The sequence below is a fragment of the Frankia sp. CeD genome (assembly GCF_000732115.1).
Lineage (GTDB): Bacteria > Actinomycetota > Actinomycetes > Frankiales > Frankiaceae > Frankia > Frankia casuarinae.
On the sequence record NZ_JPGU01000033.1, the window covers coordinates 22,855 to 42,369 of the forward strand.

Below are 19,515 nucleotides of genomic sequence, written 5' to 3' on the forward strand. Positions count from 1 at the left end.
CCCGCCCCGAATTACATGAGCGCAGCCCGGACCAAACAACGACGATGCGCATGAACTAGCACTGACGGGCAGCAGTCGACGCCAACCGGCGCAGATCCTCCGCGGCCACGAAGGCTCCGATCAACCGGTCGCACCGCGCTCGACAACGCAAACACATCACATGTTGGCATGTTGCTGGAAGCACATCGCACGATCCGAGGCCACACAGATCACACCCTCGCAGCCCACCCGACCCCCGCCCGGGCCGCAGCTCCCACCTCTTGCCAGATCATGAAGAGTGGTTCCATTGTGGACATTGCAGACGTTGTAGACATTGCAGACACCTGGCGACGGGAACTGGGTCACCCCGCCCCAGCAGTCACCCCCGTCGACGATTGCCGATCAGGCGTCGACGATTGCCGATCAGGCCCTACCCGGTCCGCCGAAGCTTCAATCACTCCACAACAACTCCACGACAGACCTCCCCATCAACTCCCGTCCAATGAGCTGCTGCTGAACTGCTGAACTGCTGCGCTAATCGCCGAGCGAGGCCCCGGCTGGCGGAAGCGGCGGAGGTCACGGAAGCGGCGGAGGTGGCACAACTACTTTCACCCGAGGCCAGCCGGTGGCACTGTGCCCCTGAGCACGGTTGACGCCCCCGGGCACGGTTGACGCCCCCGGGCACGGTTGACGCCCCCGGGCACGGCCGGGTCGGGAGCACGGCCGGGCCAGGGAACCCGACGGACCGGTGAGGAGACACGGATGAGCAGCCAGATCGAGAGCGAACCCGGCCAGGGCGCGCTGACGGTACGGATCAACCGCCCGGAGAAACGCAACGCCCTCACCCAGGCGATGTACCTCGCCCTCGCGGAGGCGTTCGACAAGGCCGAGACCGACCCGGAGATCCGGGTCATCCGGCTGACCGGCAGCGGCGGATCCTTCACCGCCGGCAACGATCTGGTCGACTTTCTGGCCGCCGACGCCCTCCGGGCGGAGGGTCCGACGCTGACCTTCATCCGGACGCTGGCCCGCAGCACGAAACTTCTCGTCGCCGAGGTCGACGGGCCCGCGATGGGCATCGGGACCACGCTGCTGCTGCACTGCGACCTGGTCTACGCGACCGAGCGCAGCACCCTCGGGATGCCGTTCGTCAACCTGGGGGTGATCCCCGAGTTCGGGTCGNCCCTCCTGCTNCCCCGCCGGGTCGGACCAGCCATCGCTGCCCGCCTCGTCTACTTCGGCGAGTCCCTCGGAGCGGCCGAGGCCGCCCGACTGGGGGTGGTGACCGAGGTACTTCCCGACGCCGAAGCGCTACGCGCCCGGGTCGACGACCGGGTGGCGGCGCTGCTGGCCCAGCCGCCGCAGGCGCTCGCGGCAGCTCGCGCCCTGCTGCACGACGGCGGGACACCGGAGGTGTTGGCGCGCATCGACGTCGAAAGCTCGATCTTCACCGAGCGCCTCGTCAGCGACGAGGCGAGATCCGCGATGACCGCCAGGCTGCCGGGCCGCCACGGCACGTCGGCAGCCGAGGGTTGACCGACCACCCGAGGGCTGACCGACGTCGGTGTCCGCCCGCTCGATGCCGTCCGTGCGATCCGGGAGGACCATCCCCGCAACGGCGACGAGGGCGACCGGTTCGCCCCGTCCGGGCGGGGCATACCGGTGTCTGTGACCCATTCCCTGCCGCACCAACGCGACCGGGGTAGTGCCCTCGGGCACCGGCCTTGGTGGCGCCGCGCCTTCTCCTGCGGCTCCTCCGATCCGGGGGGGTTCCCCCCGGCTCACAGCGCATTCGGGCTACGCCGCGTCCTCGCCGCGTTCGGCCTGGTGTTCTGCGGGGTCTTCGCCGGTTTCTTCGCCGTCCGGGGGCAGACAGCCGGCGCCGCCTTCCTCGCCTTTCTCGCCCTCGTCGCCATCGTCGATCTGGTCGTCATCCAGCAACGGATCCGGCGCCAGACCGAATGATCCCCACGCCGGTCCGGATGGGCGGTGCTCCCGCATAAGGTGGCCGAGGATCGCCGCGTCCGGCACCGCCAGGCTCGCCCGCCAGCCTGGTCGGTCCGCGCCGATCCGGCTGGCGGAACGAGCAGGAGGATCTCAGTGGGCGGCGGGACGGGCTGCCGACCGAACGGGCGGCGATGAACGATCCGGAGGGCGTCTCCGGGCCGGTGTCGGCTGGCTTCGCGCGCGGCACCACCGACGAGGTGGGCCTGCGCCGCGGGCTTCGCCGGATGCGGCTCATCGCCGGCAGCCTGCTTGCCGCGGTGGTGACGATCTACCTCCTCGCCGCCCGCTGGCAGGCCAACGGTGGCCCGGGGTGGATCGGGTACGTGGCCGCGGCCACCGAGGCGGGCGCGGTCGGCGCACTGGCCGACTGGTTCGCGGTGACCGCGCTGTTCCGCCACCCACTCGGCCTCCCGATCCCGCACACGGCGATCATTCCTCGACGTAAGGACGCGCTTGGTCGGAGTCTGGAGAACTTCGTCGGCACCCACTTCCTCGCCGAGGACGTGATCCGGGAGAAGATCGACGGCATCGGAGTGTCCGCCCGGGTCGGTGCCTGGCTGTGCCAGCCGTCGCACGCCGAACGGGTCACGACCGAGGCGGCGGAGCGGTTCATCGCGGTGCTCTCCGGGATGAACGACGACCTGGTCCGCGAACTCGTCGAGAAGGCGGTGCTGCCCCGCGTCGTCGAACGGCCCTGGGCCGGGGCTCTCGGAATGGCGCTGGAACGGGTGGTCGAGGACCGGCTGCACCATCGACTGGTCGACGTGATCGTCACCGAGGCCGAGACGTGGTTGAAGCAGAACCCGGAGGTCTTCGCCCGCACCGTGCAGGAGCGGGCACCAAGCTGGTCTCCGAAGTGGCTGGACGAGGCGGTCGCGGCCAAGGCGTACAGCGAGGCGCTGCGCTTCACCGAGGCGCTGCGCACCGACCCCGAGCACCGGGCACGCCGCGCCCTGGACGCGTTCCTGCGCGGCTTCGCCGGCCGGCTGCGCACCGACGAGGCGCTGGGACGGCAGGTCGAGCAGATCAAGTACCGGCTCCTGGCCCATCCCGAGGTCGACCGGGTGATCTCCGCCATGTGGGCCACGGCGAAGAGCATCCTGCTCGATCTTGCCTCCGATCCGGGCAGCACGGCCCGGGTCCGCGCGACCGACGAACTCGCGGCCTTCGGCGCCCAGCTCGCCACCGATCCGGAGCTGGCGCGCACCGTCGACCACACCGTGGCGAACGCGGCCACCCGCGTGGTGTGCCGGCACAAGGACGACATCGCCGCGGTCATCGGAGATACTGTCGGCCGCTGGCAGCCCGACGAGGCCTCCCGGCGCATCGAGCTGCACGTCGGTCGCGACCTGCAGTTCATCCGGATTAACGGCACCGTCGTCGGCGCCCTCGTGGGACTGATCATCCACCTGGTCACCGAACTCGCCTTCTGACGCAACGGGTGGAGCTGAGGGAAGCATGCGGGGCAACGAGGACGATCGCCGTGGCGACGAGCGTGGGAGCCGGCCCGGCCCGGATAACCGACAGCTCGTCCGGGGAGTGTCATGGCCGACGCCACCCGGTCGGCCCACCCTGCCGGTCGTCGGACTGATCATGCTGGTCTGGTTCGGACTGATCACCCGGATCGGCCACTACGACGTCGACGTCTTCCTGCGGGCCGGCGCGGCCGTGCGGCACGGGCTCGATCCCTATCCCGCCCCCGGCACGGGTGCGGTGTACTCCGGCTTCGCGTTCGTCTACCCCTACCTCACGGCGATGCCGTTCGCGCCGCTGTCCTGCCTGGCACATGCGGACGACATCTTCGTCGCGGGATCCGTGCTCGCCCTGCTCGGCGGGACCCACCTCGCCGGCGCCCGGGACTGGCGGGTGTACGCGCTGGTCATCGCCCCGTCGTGCACCATCATCGGGCTGCAGATGGGCACCCTCAACGCGTTGCTGTTCGCGGGGCTGGCACTGGCCTGGCAACGACGCGACCGGCCCTGGACCTGTGGCGGCGTCGTCGCGTTGCTCGTCTACAGCAAGCTGTTTCTCGCGCCGCTGCTGCTCTGGCTGCTGCTCGCCCGCCGGTTGCGGGCCTGGATGGTGGCCCTCGCCGGTCTCGGCGCCCTGTTCCTGGCCGGTGAGCTGCTCAGCCCGGTGGGAACAGCGACCTACGTCGGCATGCTGGACGCGCTCGCCCGGGCGGAGGCCCCGAACGGGCTCAGCCTCACCGGCCTGCTTGTCAACATCGGTGTCGCGATGGAGGCCGCCGCGTCGATCGCCCGGCTCTGCGCCCTGGCCGTCCTCGCGGTCTGCTGGGCGGCCACCCGGCGGGGCCACGACGAACGGCTGCTGTTCGCCGGTGCCGTCGCCGCCGCGATCCTCGCCTCCCCGATCGTGTGGAGCCACTACCTTCTCCTGCTGGTCGCACCGCTGCTCGTACTCAGCGCGCCTCGTCCAAGCCTCGCGGACGCCGGGGTCGGACCGGGCTGCCGGGTCGGATCCGGTGCCCCCATCGGGCCGGNCCCCGCCGTGGGATCGGGCACTCCGGTGAGACCGGGCACCGCCGCGGGATCGGGCACTCCGGTGGAACCACCCACGTGCGTGGGGCCGGTCTCCCCCGGTCCGACCGCCGCGTTCGCCGTGAGCTCCTGGTTCCTCGTGACGCCCCACCGCAGCACCACCATGGAGCTGCTGGCTGTCACGGCGATCCTCGGGCCACTCGTGCTGAGCTCGCTGCACGCCGGTCGGACGTCGCGGCCGTCGGCCACCCGGCGACGGACCGTCGCGGCGGCGGGCGGGCGGGCTGCGACGCCCGCCAGGCTCAGGCTCGCGGTCGGGCTCGGGCTCGCGGTCGTGTTCGGGCTCGGTGACGCGGTGGTGAATCTCGCGGCGGGGCACAGCGCGGCCGGGCGGGTGGTGGGTGCTTACGGGACACTCGTCGGCGTCGTCACCCTGGTGGCCTGGGCCGGGCACGTCACCGCCCGCGACCGGGGACTGCGCACCGCGGCCGGCGACCCGCTCGCCCGAAAGAGCAACCCGGGACGAACCAGCGGGTGAGCCCGAGACGTACAGCCGCAGGATCGGCGTCTCTCACACTCCGCGTGGCGGAACGGCGATGTACCTTGAACAGAACGACGGCTTGCAAGGCCGTCCGCGCCCGGCCGAACGGTCGGGTGTGCGAGGTCGGTGCGAGCGCCCTAGCGGGGATGACCCGCCGGTGGGTCCGGTCGCGAAACCCGGCCGTACCCCCGGCCTCCGGACGATACGCGGACTGGTGTGGGACACCTCATCCAGTCCGGGTGGACCCATGGCGGCCCTGACCTGATCGGCGGATCCTCTGTCTCAGTACGGAAACTCCCAGTCCCACCCGGGCCAGCAGTCCCCCGGCTCCCAGCAGTCGCACGCCCCGCAGCGCCAGCCTCGCCCGGCCCGGGGCCGCGGCGGTCCGGGCGGTGGCGGGGCCCGGGGTGGCGGCCGCGGCGCCGGCGGCCGCGGCGCCGGCGGGCGCGGCCCGCGGTACAGCGGCTCCCGTTCCGGTGGCCCGGCGCGCCCGGCCGGACCGACCATCACCACGCGTGAGCCCCGGCCGCCGGCCGAGTCCTTCGAGGCCGCGGGCCTGCCCCGCCGGCTTATCAAGGCGCTGGCCGACCGGGACATCGCCGCCCCGTTCCCAGTCCAGGCATCGACCCTGCCCGACGTCCTCGCCGGGGAGAACGTCCTCGGCCGGGCCCGGACCGGCTCGGGCAAAACGCTCGCCTTCGGGCTGCCGCTGCTCGCCCGCCTGGCCGGCCAGGGGCCGGCCCAGCCCCGCCGGCCCCGTGCGCTCGTCCTCGTGCCGACCCGCGAGCTGGCCCAGCAGGTCAACGACGCGCTTGAGCCCCTGACCAAGGCGCTCAACCTCCGGCTCGCGCCGGTGTACGGCGGGACGTCCATCAGCCGGCAGATCTCCGCGCTGCGCCGCGGTGTGCACCTGGTCGTCGCCACCCCGGGTCGGCTCACCGATCTGGTGGAGCGCGGCGCGTGCGTGCTGGACGGGATCGAGATCACGGTCCTGGACGAGGCCGACTTCATGTGTGACCTCGGCTTCCTGCCCGCGGTGAAGGCACTGCTCGACGCCACTCCGGCGGACGGGCAGCGGCTGCTGTTCAGCGCGACGCTCGACCGGGAGGTCGAGGTGCTCGTGCGCGACTACCTGCCCGACCCGGTCCTGGTCGCGGTGGACTCCGAGGTCTCCCAGGTCACCACGCTCGCCCGGCACGCGCTCGAGGCCGTCGACCGGGCCGCGCAGGTCGCCCTGGTGACCGCGCTCGCCGGCGGCTCGGGGCGCACCCTGGTGTTCGTGCGCACCCAGCGTGACGCCGACTGGGTGGCCGAGTCGCTGAGCCGGGCCGGGGTGCCGGCCGAGCCGCTGCACGGCGGAATGCCACAGGGGGCGCGGACCCGGGCGCTGGCCGGTTTCACCGACGGCTTCTACCGGGTGCTGGTCGCCACCGACGTCGCCGCCCGCGGCATCCACGTTGACGGCATCCGGCTCGTCGTGCACCTCGGTCCGCCGGAGGACGCCAAGACCTACCAGCACCGAGGCGGACGGACCGCCCGAGCCGGCGCCGACGGTGCGGACGTGCTCGTCACCCTGCCCGCCGAACGCGGCAAGGTGCGCGGGCTGCTGCGCGCCGTCGGGATCGAGGCGAGGCCGATCCCGACGACCGCCGACGATCCGATCGTGCTCGAGCTCGCCGGGCCGCCCGCGCCCCGGATCAGCAAGGACGAGATCCCGCTAGCCCGCACGGGCGGCGGGCGGGGACCGCGCGGCGGCGGTACGCCTCGCGGCAACGAGCACCGGCCCGCCCGGCGAGAGGGGCACCGGTTCGGGCGGCCGGCGACCGGGCACGGCCGCCCGCCGCGCCGGGGCGCCGCTCCCGGAACGGCCTCCACCGCACCGGCACCGACAGCCTGACCGCCGGCTCCGGCGCGCCCCTGCGGGCCCGACCGGACGTCCCGCCCCGGCCGCGGGCTCCGGCCGACCGGCCCCGGTTTCGACCGGGCCGGTTGGCCGGTTGGCCGGTTGAACGCGCCTGACCAACGGCTCGCGCATGCTCTGCGCACGATCCGCGCATGCCAGGGCCATCCGACGGCCAATGAAGGGCNCAACGCATCGCCATCGTTCGGATTTGTGGTGTGACCAGGATCACTTGGAGACTTTGCGCGCCACGTCCACTCGATACCGTTTTAGGGACAGGTGTCGGTAACGATGGAAGGAGCGTTGCGCATGGAACAGGATGAGACGACCCACCTGGTCCCGGGGCTTTCCCTACCAGGTCAGCGGGAGACCGGCTCCGGCGTCCTCGACGGCGCGGAGGTCTTCGAGCCGGCCACGGAGACATTCTCGTTCGGGTCCGTCGCAAACCCGAACCGGCTCCGGCTCGGCGCCTCCCGGTCACTGTGACTTCTGGAGGTCGGCCGCCGTCGGGCGGCCGGCCTTGCTGTTTCACCGTCGGCTTCACCGCTGGCGGGTCTGTCGGCCACGAGGAGCGTCGTCCTACCGTCACAGCATGAGCAGCCGCGACGTGACCGCCCCCTCGGTCACCACACCCCCGGTGACCACACCCCCGGTTTCGGCGGACCCGTTCGGCCGGGAGAACCACCGGTCGTTCTGGGCCCAGCTGGACGGGCCGGTGCACTACGTCGACCTCGGGGGGGCCACCCGACGGCCCGCTGCTGCTGTGCGCGCACGGTCTCGGCGGCTCCCACCNCCCCTGGCTCGCCTTCGCCCCACTGCTCNCCCCGGTCTGCCGGTCCCCCGCCTCGCCGCGGCGGTCCTCGCGTACCGCCGCGGCCGCTACACCCCCCACCAGCTCGTCGACGAGAACCTGCGGCGGCTCTGCGCCGACCCCGGCCGCGTCCCGCCGGCGGCGATCGCGGCGATGGTGCGCGCGCAGAGCGAGCGCGGCGGGATCCCCGGCGCGGACCAGGCGTACGTGGGAGCGGCGCGCTCGGTCGTCTGGTCACTGGTGCGCCCGGCCTCGCTCGCGCACATGGTCCGCACCGTCCGGCAACCGACGCTGCTCGTCCACGGCTCCGCCGACCGGCTGATCCCGGTGGGCGTGGCACGCCATGTCGCCGCGGAACGCCCGGACTGGCGGGTGGAGATCCTCGACAGGTTCGGCCACATGCCGATGCTTGAGGCGAAGGCTCACCGCCGAGCTGGTGCTGGACTGGCTGGGCCGGGAGGCGGCGCACGCCCGGCGGCGGCGGTGGCGGCCGACTGACGCCGCCGGGCATCGGACCCGCTGGCGAACGATCATCCATCTCGGACGAGGAGATCCACCGATGCGAGGCATGCCGCCCGTTGACGCGCTCCGCGCGGCACTGCGCGCCGCCGCCGGGCATGCCGACGCCTACCTGGCGGGTCTGGCCGATCGTCGGGTCGGCCCCAGCCTGACCGCCGAGCAGGTCCGCCGCCGGCTCGGCGACACGCTGCCGGCAGGCCCGAGCGACCCGGTGGCGGTCATCGACGCCCTGGTCGACGCGGTGGCCGGCGGCCTCACCGCGACCGGCTCGGGCCGCTTCTTCGGCTACGTCGTCGGCGGGACCCTGCCGGCGGCGCTCGCCGCCGACCTGCTCACCGTCGTGTGGGACCAGAACGCCGCCCTGGCCTCCCTCTCCCCGGCCGCCAGCGCCGTCGAGGCGCTGACCGGCCGCTGGATCGCGCAACTGCTCGGCCTGCCGTCGGGGGTGTCCGNCGGGTTCACCACCGGCACCCAGATGGCGCACGTGACCGCCCTGGCGGCCGCACGGCACCGGGTGCTGGCGCGGGCCGGCTGGGATGTCGAGACGGACGGTCTCGCCGGGGCGCCGCCCGTGCGGGTCCTGGTCGGTGCCGCCCGGCACGCCACCGTCGACGCCGCGNTGCGCCTGCTCGGATTCGGCACCCGCGCGACGATCGCCGTCGAGGCCGACGAACTCGGGCGGATGCGCCCCGAGGCGCTGCGGGCGGCCCTTGCCGACGAGAGCGGCGGGAGCGGGCCGACGATCGTGATCGCCCAGGCGGGGGAGGTCAACACCGGCGGGTTCGACCCCTTCGAGGAGGTGTGCGCGCTGGCCCGCGAACACGGCGCCTGGGTACACGTGGACGGTGCGTTCGGGCTGTGGGCGGCGGTGTCGGCGGCGGCGTCCCGGCGCGCCCTCGTCGCCGGGGTCGAGNGGGCCGACTCGTGGGCGACCGACGGCCACAAGTGGCTCAACGTCCCGTACGACTGCGGGATCGCGCTCATCGCGGACCGCGAGGCGCACCGGCGGTCGATGTCGGTCTCGGCGGATTACTTCGTCCTCGACTCCGCCGGCCGGCTCGACCCGGTCGACTGGACACCGGAGTTCAGCCGCCGGGCACGGGCCTTCGCCGTATACGCGGCGCTGCGCTCGCTCGGCCGGGCGGGGCTGCGCGATCTGGTGGACCGGTGCTGCGAGTATGCCAACCGCTTCGCCGTGCGGCTCGCCGCTCTTCCCGGGGTGACGGTGCTGAACTCGGTGGCCGGCCCAGCCGGGTCAGCCGGGTCAGCCGGGTCAGCCGGCCCGGGCCGCGTCGTGGAGCTCAACCAGGTGCTGATCCGGGTGGTGGCAGACCAGGAGGGCGACCGGACGGCGGCCGGGCGGGCGGAGGGCGACCGGCTGACGGCGGCGGTCACGGCCGCGGTGACGGCGAGCGGCGAGGCGTTCGTGAGCGGCACGGTGTGGCGGGGGCGCACGGCGATGCGCATCTCGGTAAGCAACTGGTCGACCTCGGACGGCGAGGTGGAGCGGACGATCGCGGTGATCGAGGCCGCCGTCGCCGAGGCGCGGGGGACGACCGTGCGGGGGACGACCGTGCGGGGGACGACCGTGCGGGGGACGACCGTGCGGGGGACGACCGTGGCGGCGCCGAGCGGCGGCGGTACGCACCGCGGCGGTATCGCTTCGTAGTACCCGGCAGACACGACGGCGGAGGTGTCCGGACCGCGCGCGCGGGAAGGTCTGACGGTCCAACTCTTCCGTCCACCTTCACGTTCACACCGAGTACTCGACACTGGACGGGGCGGCTCGGCTGAAGGACATGCTCAAAGAGGTCTTCCGCCAGCAGATGCCGGCGGTCGCAATCACCGATCACGGCTACATGTACGGCGCCTACGACTTCCACAAGCAGGCGACGGCGGCCGGCGTCAAGCCCATCATCGGCTGCGAGGCGTACGTCGCGCCGGAATCCCGCCCGCTCAAGCAGCGGGTGCGCCGCTGACGGTGGAGCGGCTGCGGGAGGTTCTCGGCGCCCCTCCCGGGCGGACGGAAGTGCACCTGCGGCTGCAGACCGCGAGCCGCACCACCGTGTTCCGGTTCGACGACGCGCATACGGTCCAGCGCACTCCGGCCCTCATGGGCGACCTCAAGGCCCTGCTCGGCGCCTCCGCCGTGGCCTGAGCGGCGCGGGACGGACCGGAGCATTCCCGCTACCGAGGATCCCGTCGGGGATACGGACATGCAACACCCGACACCGTTGCGGCAGCAGGTTTCCGGGGGACGATGAGCCCAGGTAACAACCGGAGGATGCGCCGTGACGATCAGTCGACAGCCGGCGGAGCACGACCCTGCCGAAGCGACCATTCCGCGCCGGGAGCCGCAGTGGTCACCGAACGTGGCGCGGGCGACGCGCATCTTGTTCGAGAGCCTGATNGGGGACGNCCCGCCGGTACGGATCGCGCTGTGGGACGGCTCGGTGCTGGGACCGGACACCACCACCCGGATCCTGGTCCGCTCGCCGGAGGCGCTGCGCCGCATTCTGTTCCGCCCGGGTGAGCTGGGCTTCGCGCGGGCCTTCGTCGCCGGGGAGATCGACGTCGAGGGGGACATCTTCGCCGCCCTCGCGGTGCGCCGAGGCATCNCCGGTGCCGGCTCGCGGCTGACCGGCGCGACCGCCCGCGCCGCCGCGACCCTGCTGCGCGAACTCGGCCCGCGCATGCCGGCCCCGCCGCCCGAGGAGGCCCGGCTGCGCGGCCGGCAGCACACCCGGGACCGGGACGCGGCGGCGATATCCCATCACTACGACGTGTCCAATGCGTTCTACCGCCTCATCCTCGGCCCGACGATGACCTATTCCTGCGGGGTGTGGGAATCGGAGCAGGTCGGCCTGGACGCCGCCCAGAACGCCAAGCACGAGCTGGTCTGCCGCAAGCTGGGCCTGCGTCCCGGCGAGCGGTTGCTGGACATCGGCTGCGGCTGGGGCAGCATGCTGATCCACGCCGCCCGCCACCACGGGGTCCGCGGCGTGGGGGTGACCATCTCGGTGGAACAGGCCACGCAGGCCCGCCGCCTCGTCGCCGAGGCGGACCTCGCCGACGTCATCGAGATCCGCCTGCAGGACTACCGGGAAATCCCGGACGGCCCCTTCGACGCGATCAGTTCCATCGGCATGGTGGAACACGTCGGCCGGGCGATGCTCCCGACTTACTTCGACCAGTTGTACCGGCTGCTGCGCCCCGGGGGGCGCCTGCTCAACCACGGCATCTCGTTTCCCGGCGACCCCGCGGGGGCCCGCCGGGCCCGGCCCGGCCTCGGCCCGGTCCCGTTGCCGAGGGGACGCGACTTCCTCCAGCGCTACGTCTTCCCGGACGGGGAACTACACGAGATCGGGGTCATGGTCTCCCTGATGCAGGCGGCCGGTTTCGAGGCGCGCCACGTCGAGTCCCTGCGCGAGCACTACGCGCTGACCCTGCGGGCCTGGGTACGCCTGCTGGAGAAGAACTGGCCGGCCGCGGTCGGCATGGTCGGGGCGGGTCGGGCCCGCGTCTGGCGGCTCTACATGGCCGGATCGGCGCTGAGCTTCGAGAGCGGGCGGACCCAGATCCACCAGNCCCTCGCGGTCCGGCCGGACGCCGGCACCGCCGGCATGCCCCTGCGGCCCCGCTTCGAGTCGCCCACGACCGCACCGAGCCAGTCGACCGCACCGAGCCAGTCGACCGCACCGACGCCCACGACCGCACCGACGCCCACGACCGCACCGAGCCAGTCGACGGCCGGCTGACCCGGCTATGCCGCCCGGGAGCCCGCCCGGGAGCGGCGTCTACGATCGGAAGCGACGCCTATGCCCCGGGAGCGGCGGAGTCCGCCACCGTACGGTCGGACCCTTCGGTGCCGACGCTCTCGGCCCGCCCGGCGACCGCGTCCCCGGCCGTTGACGATCCGACCGTTGACGATTCAGGCATCGACGGCGCAGCGTCCCGGCGCAGCACCACCACGACGGCGATGGCCGTGACCGCCATGACCGTCATGGCAATCAGGGCGGTCACCGACATCGCGTCGACGTAGCATTCCTGTGCCACCCGCAGCAGCATGTCGCCAAGACCACCCGGGTGGAGGCCGCCGGGGAGCCGGTGGGCGACCTCCACCGCACCGCCGAGGGTCTCCCGCGCCGCGTCGACCGCGATCGTGGGCAGGCCGGACGGTGCCCGCGTCGGCACCTCGTTCCGGTAGACGGCGGTGGCGATGCTGCCGAGAACGGCGACCCCGAGCGCGCCCCCGAACTCGATGGCCGACTCGGACAGGGCNGAGGCCGAACCCGCCCGTTCGGGTGGGGCGTTGCCGAGCACGACGTNGGTGCAGATCGTGAGGACGACACCGACCCCGCTGATCAGCACGGCATAGGCGCCGAGCAGCACCGGCAGACCCCCGGAGACGCCGAGCCGACTGGCGATGCCGAATCCCAGCGCGGTGACGACCAGCCCCGCGCCAAGCGCGCCGCCCAGCCGCAGCAGCCGCAGCAGCCGGGGGGCGGCCAGCACAGAGATAATCATTGCGGTCGCCGGCAACATCGTCCACAGTCCGGCGNCCAGCGGGGTCAGGCCCGCCACGAGCTGCAGGTACTGAGTGGCGAAGAAGCTGAACCCGACGAGGGCGAACAGGGCGAGGGCGTTGACGGCCAACGCCGTGCGCACGGCACGGGACGCGAACAACCGCGGATCGATCAGCGGTTGGTCGACCCGGCGCTGCCGGACCACAAGGAGGCCACCCAGGATCACACCGACGACGAAGGCGGTCATCGGAACGGCGGTCCAGCCGTGTTCGGCGATGCGCTTCATGCCGTAGACCGCGCTGAGGACGGCGGCGAGGGAGAGCCCGGCGCTGGTCAGGTCGAAGCGGCCGGGACGCGGATCCCGGAACTCGGGCAGGAACGCGAGACCCAGCACCAGCAGCAGGAGCATCACCGGCACATTGATCAGGAAGACGGCACCCCACCAGAAGTGCTCCAGCAGGAAGCCGCCGAGCAGCGGTCCCAGCGCGACACCGCCGGAGAAGCTCGCCGTCCAGATGGCGACGGCGACGCGCCTCTGGTCCGGATCGACGAACAGGACCCGGATGAGCCCGAGGGTCGACGGCATCAGGGTGGCACCGGCGGCGCCCATCGCCGCCCGGGCGAGGATCAGCATGACCGGGCCGGTGGCGTAGGCGGCGAGTACCGACGCGGTTCCGAACACGGCCGCGCCGTAGAGCAGGAGCCGGCGACGCCCGATCCGGTCGCCGACCGTCCCCATCGTGATCAGCAGGCCGGCGAGCACGAAGGAGTAGATGTCGACGATCCAGAGCAGTTGGGCGCCGCTCGGGGCGAGGCGTGCGGTGATGAACGGCAGGGCGAAGTACAGCACGGTCACGTCGATCGACAGCAGCAGGCAGGGCAGGGCGAGTACGGCGAGACCGGCCCATTCCCGGCGGCCGGCCCGTCGTGTGCCGGGGGTCGGCCGCATCCCGGGCATCGGTTGCATCACCAGGTCTGGCATGCGCCGACTATGGCGCGGACCGGCGCCCGGCGCCGGGGCCCAGTCCTGGATGCGGCGAGATGCGACAACGCACCGGGACGGCGGAACCTCCGGACGCCCCGATCCGCCGTGACCAGCCGCGTTGTTCCGCATCGTCGAGAAAACCCCATCGGGTCCATGAGGCGAGACGGCAGCACGGCAGCACGGCGAGACGGCAGCACGGCAGCACGGCGAGACGGCAGCACGGCACCCGTCTCAGTCGGAACGTCACGGGTCCGACAGGCGGAAGGACAGGTCGGCCGGGGGCACGGCCGTGTCGAGTTGGGCCTTCTGCAACCTGCCGGAGTAGTCCCAGTTCATCGACTGCCATCGGGTGACCTGGTCGAGGACCCAGCGACCGGACTGGCGGCTTCCGTTACCGGACCGCCCGTTGCCACCGAAGGGCAGGTGGGCCTCCGCGCCCGACGTCGAGGAGTTGACGCTGACCATCCCGGCCCGCACCCCCCGCCGGAACCGGAACGCGCTCGCCGCATCGCCGGTGTAGATCGACGACGACAGCCCGTAGCCGGGCAGGTTCGCCAGGTCGATGGCCTCGTCGAGGCTGCGGTAGGTGGTAACGCCGATGATCGGACCGAACGTCTCCTCGCGGAACACCTCGTCGTCCGGGCGCACGCCGTCGAGCACCACCGGGTGGTAGTACAGCCCGGAGTCGGGATCGCCGACGAAGCCGCGACGCGGTCCGCCCGGCCACCTTCCCGGCCCTGCCGGTGTCAACGGCGTCGATGAACCGGCCGACGTCCCGAAACCGGCCGNCGTGATCCGTCCCACCGCGGTGGACCCGAAGATCCGGTGATGGTCCCGGATCAGGTCGAGATGGTCGGCGAACCCGGCCGCGAACCGGGCGTCGAGCAGCGGCCCGTACAGCACGTCCCGGGTCGGATCGCCGACGACCGCCGCGGACACGGCGGCGTCGAGCCGACGCACGAACTCGGCGTGCACCGACTCGTGCACGATCGCCGTACCCAGCGAGGTGCACCGCTGCCCGGCGGTGCCGAACCCGGCGAACACCGCCGCTTCGACGGCGGCGTCGAGATCGGCGTCGGGCGCAACGACCATCGGGTTCTTCCCGCCGAGTTCCAGGCACGGCGACTGCAGGTACCGGCCGCACAGGGCGCCGATGAACCGGCCGACCTCGGTGGATCCGGTGAAGCCGACCTTGTCGACGACGCCGGCCGCCAGCGCCCGCTCCAGCCCGAGCGACGTCGCCGCGCCGTCGGCGGGCACGAGGTTCACCGCGCCGGCGGGAACCCCGGCGGCGGCCATCAGCTCGACCAGGGCCTGCGCGCAGGCCGCCGCGTACTCGGCAGGCTTCCAGACCACGGTGTCGCCGGCGAGCAGGGCCGGCACGATGTACCAGGACGGCACCGCCACCGGGAAGTTCCCCGCTGTTATCACCATCATCACCCCGACCGGCTCCCGGAAGGTGAACAGCTGCTTGTCCGGCATCTCGGAGGGAACGGTCTCGCCGTAAAGCCGGCGTCCCTCGCCGCGGAAGAACTCGCAGGTGTCGATGATCTCCTGGACCTCGCCGCGAGCCTCGGCCGCCGGTTTGCCGATCTCCCGGGTGACGAGCCGGGCGAGCGCGGCGGCGTTGTCCGCGACGAGCCGGCCGAGATTGCCGATCACGCTTCCCCGGACCGGGGCCGGCACGTCTGCCCAGGTGCGCTGGGCGTCACGGGCCGCCACCGCGGCGGCAAGGATCGTCTCCGGGCCGGCCAGCTCGACCTCGGCGACCACGTCGTCGAGCCGGGCCGGGTTGGTCGAGGGCACCGTCCGGACCGGGGTGAGCTCCGCTTCGGCCGCGCCGGGCGGCGCGCACCCGTCCCGCGGACGTCCGTCCCGCGGACGTCCGCCAATGAGCGCACCAACCCGCCGTGGCCGTACCAGCGTCATGACGATCCCCCATCCGGTCCACCGGGTCCATCCGGCCTATCTAATCCGCCCGGCCCATCGGATCCGCCCAGCCCGTCCAATCCACCACCCGGCAGTCCGTCGAGGACCCGGCCGAGGGCCGCGATCCCGGCGGCGAGCTGCTCGGCGCTCACCGTCAGCGCCGGTCGGAACCGGATGGCCCGTTCCCCGGCGGGCAGCGCGAGGACTCCCTCGCGCACCCGCAGCCGCCGCAGCACCTCGTCCCGGACGGCGCTGCCCGGCAGGTCCACCGCGCAGAGCAGACCGCGCCCACGGGGATTACGCAGCAGCCGGGAGTGGCGGGCCGCGAGCTCCGTCAGCCCGGCAAGCATGCCCACGCCGAGCTCGCCGGCCCGGGCCATGAGCCCCTGTGCCTCGATAATCTCCAGGATGCGGGTGGCGCGGACCATGTCCACCAGGCCACCACCCCAGGTGGAGTTGATCCGCCCGGGCACGCGGAAGACGTTGTCGGCGNCCTCGTCGNCCCGCCGGCCGGCCATCACCCCGCCGAGCTGGACCTTCTTACCGAACGCGACGACGTCCGGGCGCAGGCCGAGCTGCTGGTAGGCCCACGCCGAGCCGGTGGCGCCGACACCGGTCTGCACCTCGTCGAGCACGAACAGCGCGTCGTGGCGCCGGCAGAGCGCGGCCATCGCGGCCAAGAACTCGGCCCGCAGGTGGTTGTCCCCGCCCTCGCTCTGGATCGGTTCGGCCAGAAAGCAGGCGATGTCGTGGGGATGGGCGGCGAAGGCGGCCTCGGCCTGGCCGAGCGCGACACGTTCCGCGGCAATCACGGCGTCGAGGGCCGGCCCCACGCAGGGAAACATCATCGCCGGGCAGTCAATGCGCGGCCAGTCGAAGACGGGGAAACGCTCGGTCTTGACCGGATCGGTGTTCGTGACCGAGAGGGTGTAGCCGCTGCGTCCGTGGAAGGCGTTCCGCAGGTGCAGAACCCGACGGCCGAGCGCCGCGGGACGGCCGTGTGCCGCGTTGTGCCGGCTCTTCCAGTCGAAGGCGCACTTGAGCGCGTTCTCCACCGCCAGGGCCCCGCCCTCGACGAAGAACAGATGCGGCAACTGCGGATCGCCGAGGACCCGGGCGAAGGTCCGCACGAACTCGGCGTAGGCGACGGTGGCGACGTCCGGATTCGCCGGCTTGTTGACCGCCACCCGGCCCAGCCGGGCGACGAAGCCCGCGTCGTTGACGAGGTCCGGCGGGTTGATCCCGAGCGGCGCCGAGGCGAAGAAGCTGTAGAGGTCGAGATAGCGCCGCCCATCACGGGCGTCGACGAGCACGCTGCCGCGGCTCATCGCCAGGTCGCAGACGAGGTCGAAGCCGTCGACGAGGACGTGACGACCGAGCGTGCTCAGCACTGCGTCCGCCGCTAGCCCCTCCGCCGGCATCGCGTCCGCCGACCGGGCACCGGACGCAGACACCTGGGCTGACCGCAAGGGCTGGGCTGACCGCAAGGGGACGACCATCCCGCTCTCCTCCCCCGGACCACTTTCATCCGGATCCCGTCGCCATCCCACGAGCCGTCTCGGCGACGTCGATCTTCTTACGAAAATATCCCTGCAAGATTACGCTACAACCTCTAATTCTTTCGTTCCATACCAAGCATTGGACAAATCTTCGCGCGAAGGTCGTCAGGGCGTAGCGGCGACGCGTCAACCACACCGCGAGCGGCGCGTCGACCACACCGCACACATAAAGTGGCGGACACTTGACACAGAGCGAAGGCAACGCCGTCAGATGAGTGCAGGGGACGGCACGGGAGACAATCGGCGCATCTCCACCCCGCACCGTCGCGAGGTGCGCCGGAACCGCCGGGCCACCCCGACACCCGGGCTACCCCGACACCCGGGCCACCCCGACACCCGGGCCACCCCGACACCCGGGCTACCCCGACACCCGACGACGGAGAGAAGGCAAGCGGCGTGCTGACGCCCCTGACCACGGACGATCCCCGACGCATCGGCCCCTACCGGCTGGCGAACCGCATCGGCGCGGGTGGGATGGGCGTCGTCTACCTCGGTTTCGGCACCGACGGCAGGCCTGCGGCCGTGAAGGTGCCGTCGGCCGGACTCGCCGACGATCCCGAGTTCCGGTCCCGTTTCCGGCACGAGGTCGACGCGGCCCGCCGGGTCAGGGGCAGCGCCGTCGCCGCTGTGCTCGACGCCGACCTGACCGGGCAACGGCCGTGGATGGCCACGGAGTACGTCGAGGGCAGGAACCTGGCGGACGCGGTCGCCACCCGCGGCCAGCTCGACGATCGACTGGTCCAGGGACTCGCCGTCGGTCTGGCCGACNCCCTGGTCGCGATCCATGCCGCCGGGGTGGTGCACCGCGACCTCAAACCGGCGAACATCCTGCTCACCTGGGACGGCCCGAAGGTCATCGACTTCGGCATCGCCCGCGCCGGGGACAACACGAGCCACACCCGGACGGGAATGCTGATCGGCACCCTGGTCTGGATGGCGCCCGAGCAGCTGCGCGGCGAGCGGGCCGGACCCGCGGCCGACATCTTCGCCTGGGGGGCCTGCGTCACCTTCGCCGCCGCCGGCCGGCCCCCCTTCCGGGGCGAACGGGCGGAGGCGATCGGCCTGCAGATCCTCACCGCGGAGCCCAACCTCGACGGGTTGCCCGCGTCCCTGGTCGGCGTCGTGCGGGCGGCCCTGGACAAGGAGCCGGCGCGCCGCCCCGCCGCCACCGAGCTGCTCGCCCGACTGGTCGGCCACGACGTCCGCNCCCCCGCCGAATCGGACCGGGCCAGCGAGACGGCGCTGGCCCGCTGGTGGTCGTTGCCGCCGACCCCGCCGGACGGCGAGGGTCCCCACGGGGGGTACCGCGACGCCGGCTACGGTCCCGATCCCGCCCACCACCGCGCGTCCGCCCACCACCGCGCGTCCGCCCACCACCGCGCGTCCGCCCACCACCGCGCGTCCGCCCACCACCGCGCGTCCGCCCCGCCGACCGTGAGCCACGGCGCTGACGGCTGGGAGGACGACGGGTGGCGCGTCGGGTCGGGCAGAGGCGGGAGCGGGGGCGGCGGGCGGCGTGGAGCCGTCGTGGCGGTGGCCGCGCTGCTCGCGGTGCTGCTCAGCGGGGGCCTCGCGGCGGCCCTGGTGCTCAACCGTAGCGACGACACGCCCACCATCACGGGGTCGACGCCAGACCCGCTGGCGACGGCGGGGACGGCCGCCGGGACGACGGGTCCGTTGCAGGCCGCCGGGACGACGGGTCCGTTGCAGGCCGCCGCGCCGCCCGCCACAACCGGGCCCGCATCGGCGCGGGCGCGGGCGTCGGCGTCAGCGAGCCCGACACCGGTGGCGACCACGGTGGCGACCACGGTGGCGACGCTGTCCGCCGCCGACGCCGCCGCCACGGTGCGCCGGAAGGGCTATGAGCCGGACATGAGCACCTACGCGGCCGACCGGCGACTGAACGTAGTGATCGGCACCGGCCAGCCGGCCGGGGACACCCCCCGGCAGCTCGCCTTCGTCTTCGCCGACGGTGAGTACCGTGGCACGGACACGAAGGCACCCAGCGCGCGCATCACCCTCCAGCGCCAGCGCAACGATCATGAGGTCGTGCTGCGCTATGCCACCTACGACCCGCGGGACCCGGTCGATGCCCCGTCGGGCCACGCCGACGTCCGCTTCCGCTGGACTGGCACAATCTTCTCCACCCTGGACAAGATTCCGCCGAGCGACCCGAATGTCTCCGGCAGCCGACGGTAGGGCCGTCCGCCGGGGTCCGGGTGGCGGCGGGCGGTACCGGATGGCGGGTGGCGGANGGC

The 19,515-nt window shown here is 72.9% G+C and carries 13 protein-coding genes and 1 pseudogene; 11 read left to right on the forward strand and 3 right to left on the reverse strand.

The window, feature by feature from the left end; translation table 11 throughout:
- Positions 1 to 741 precede the first annotated feature (741 nt).
- From CED_RS15960 to CED_RS16000, 10 genes and pseudogenes are all read left to right on the forward strand, one after another.
- Positions 742 to 1,515 (forward strand): enoyl-CoA hydratase-related protein, encoded by a 774-nt coding sequence (locus tag CED_RS15960; protein WP_035731823.1) that lies wholly within the window; start codon positions 742 to 744, stop codon positions 1,513 to 1,515.
- 126 nt (positions 1,516 to 1,641) lie between these two features.
- A complete protein-coding gene (locus tag CED_RS15965; RefSeq protein WP_084680831.1) occupies positions 1,642 to 1,944 on the forward strand; it encodes a DUF6343 family protein in 303 nt (100 codons plus the stop codon).
- Positions 1,945 to 2,117: 173 nt separating this feature from the next.
- Positions 2,118 to 3,419 (forward strand): DUF445 domain-containing protein, encoded by a 1,302-nt coding sequence (locus CED_RS15970; protein ID WP_035911931.1) that lies wholly within the window; start codon positions 2,118 to 2,120, stop codon positions 3,417 to 3,419.
- Between the two features lie 25 nt (positions 3,420 to 3,444).
- Positions 3,445 to 5,025: a glycosyltransferase 87 family protein gene (locus tag CED_RS15975; protein WP_051868862.1), complete on the forward strand. Its 1,581-nt coding sequence runs from the start codon at positions 3,445 to 3,447 to the stop codon at positions 5,023 to 5,025.
- A gap of 631 nt (positions 5,026 to 5,656) precedes the next feature.
- Positions 5,657 to 6,925 (forward strand): DEAD/DEAH box helicase, encoded by a 1,269-nt coding sequence (locus CED_RS15980; RefSeq protein WP_035731820.1) that lies wholly within the window; start codon positions 5,657 to 5,659, stop codon positions 6,923 to 6,925.
- A gap of 312 nt (positions 6,926 to 7,237) precedes the next feature.
- The gene (locus tag CED_RS24780; RefSeq protein WP_023840775.1) at positions 7,238 to 7,414 is read left to right on the forward strand and encodes a hypothetical protein; all 177 of its coding nucleotides are present in this window, start codon (positions 7,238 to 7,240) and stop codon (positions 7,412 to 7,414) included.
- An 884-nt stretch (positions 7,415 to 8,298) separates the two neighbouring features.
- Positions 8,299 to 9,927 carry a pyridoxal-dependent decarboxylase gene (locus CED_RS15990; protein ID WP_035911954.1) on the forward strand — a complete coding sequence of 543 codons (1,629 nt, stop codon included), beginning with the start codon at positions 8,299 to 8,301 and terminating at the stop codon, positions 9,925 to 9,927.
- A gap of 61 nt (positions 9,928 to 9,988) precedes the next feature.
- Positions 9,989 to 10,231: pseudogene (locus tag CED_RS15995) on the forward strand (PHP domain-containing protein); the annotation flags it as partial.
- 8 nt (positions 10,232 to 10,239) lie between these two features.
- Positions 10,240 to 10,416 carry a hypothetical protein gene (locus tag CED_RS24385; protein ID WP_011437256.1) on the forward strand — a complete coding sequence of 59 codons (177 nt, stop codon included), beginning with the start codon at positions 10,240 to 10,242 and terminating at the stop codon, positions 10,414 to 10,416.
- Positions 10,417 to 10,549: 133 nt separating this feature from the next.
- A complete protein-coding gene (locus CED_RS16000; RefSeq protein WP_035911934.1) occupies positions 10,550 to 12,016 on the forward strand; it encodes a class I SAM-dependent methyltransferase in 1,467 nt (488 codons plus the stop codon).
- Between the two features lie 58 nt (positions 12,017 to 12,074).
- Here the strand turns inward: CED_RS16000 and CED_RS16005 are convergent, their stop codons facing one another.
- From CED_RS16005 to lat, 3 genes are all read right to left on the reverse strand, one after another.
- Positions 12,075 to 13,742 (reverse strand): MFS transporter, encoded by a 1,668-nt coding sequence (locus tag CED_RS16005; protein ID WP_369807847.1) that lies wholly within the window; start codon positions 13,740 to 13,742, stop codon positions 12,075 to 12,077.
- 270 nt (positions 13,743 to 14,012) lie between these two features.
- Entirely contained in the window at positions 14,013 to 15,698 is a 1,686-nt protein-coding gene (locus CED_RS16010) for an aldehyde dehydrogenase family protein (RefSeq protein WP_035911936.1), read from the reverse strand.
- Positions 15,695 to 17,119, reverse strand: coding sequence for an L-lysine 6-transaminase (gene lat, locus CED_RS16015; RefSeq protein WP_084588402.1), 1,425 nt, complete (start codon positions 17,117 to 17,119; stop codon positions 15,695 to 15,697). Before lat ends, CED_RS16010 begins: the two co-directional genes overlap by 4 nt.
- A 534-nt stretch (positions 17,120 to 17,653) precedes the next feature.
- Here lat and CED_RS16020 point away from each other — a divergent pair.
- Positions 17,654 to 19,456 (forward strand): LppP/LprE family lipoprotein, encoded by a 1,803-nt coding sequence (locus tag CED_RS16020; protein WP_035911939.1) that lies wholly within the window; start codon positions 17,654 to 17,656, stop codon positions 19,454 to 19,456.
- The last annotated feature ends 59 nt before the right edge of the window (positions 19,457 to 19,515 follow it).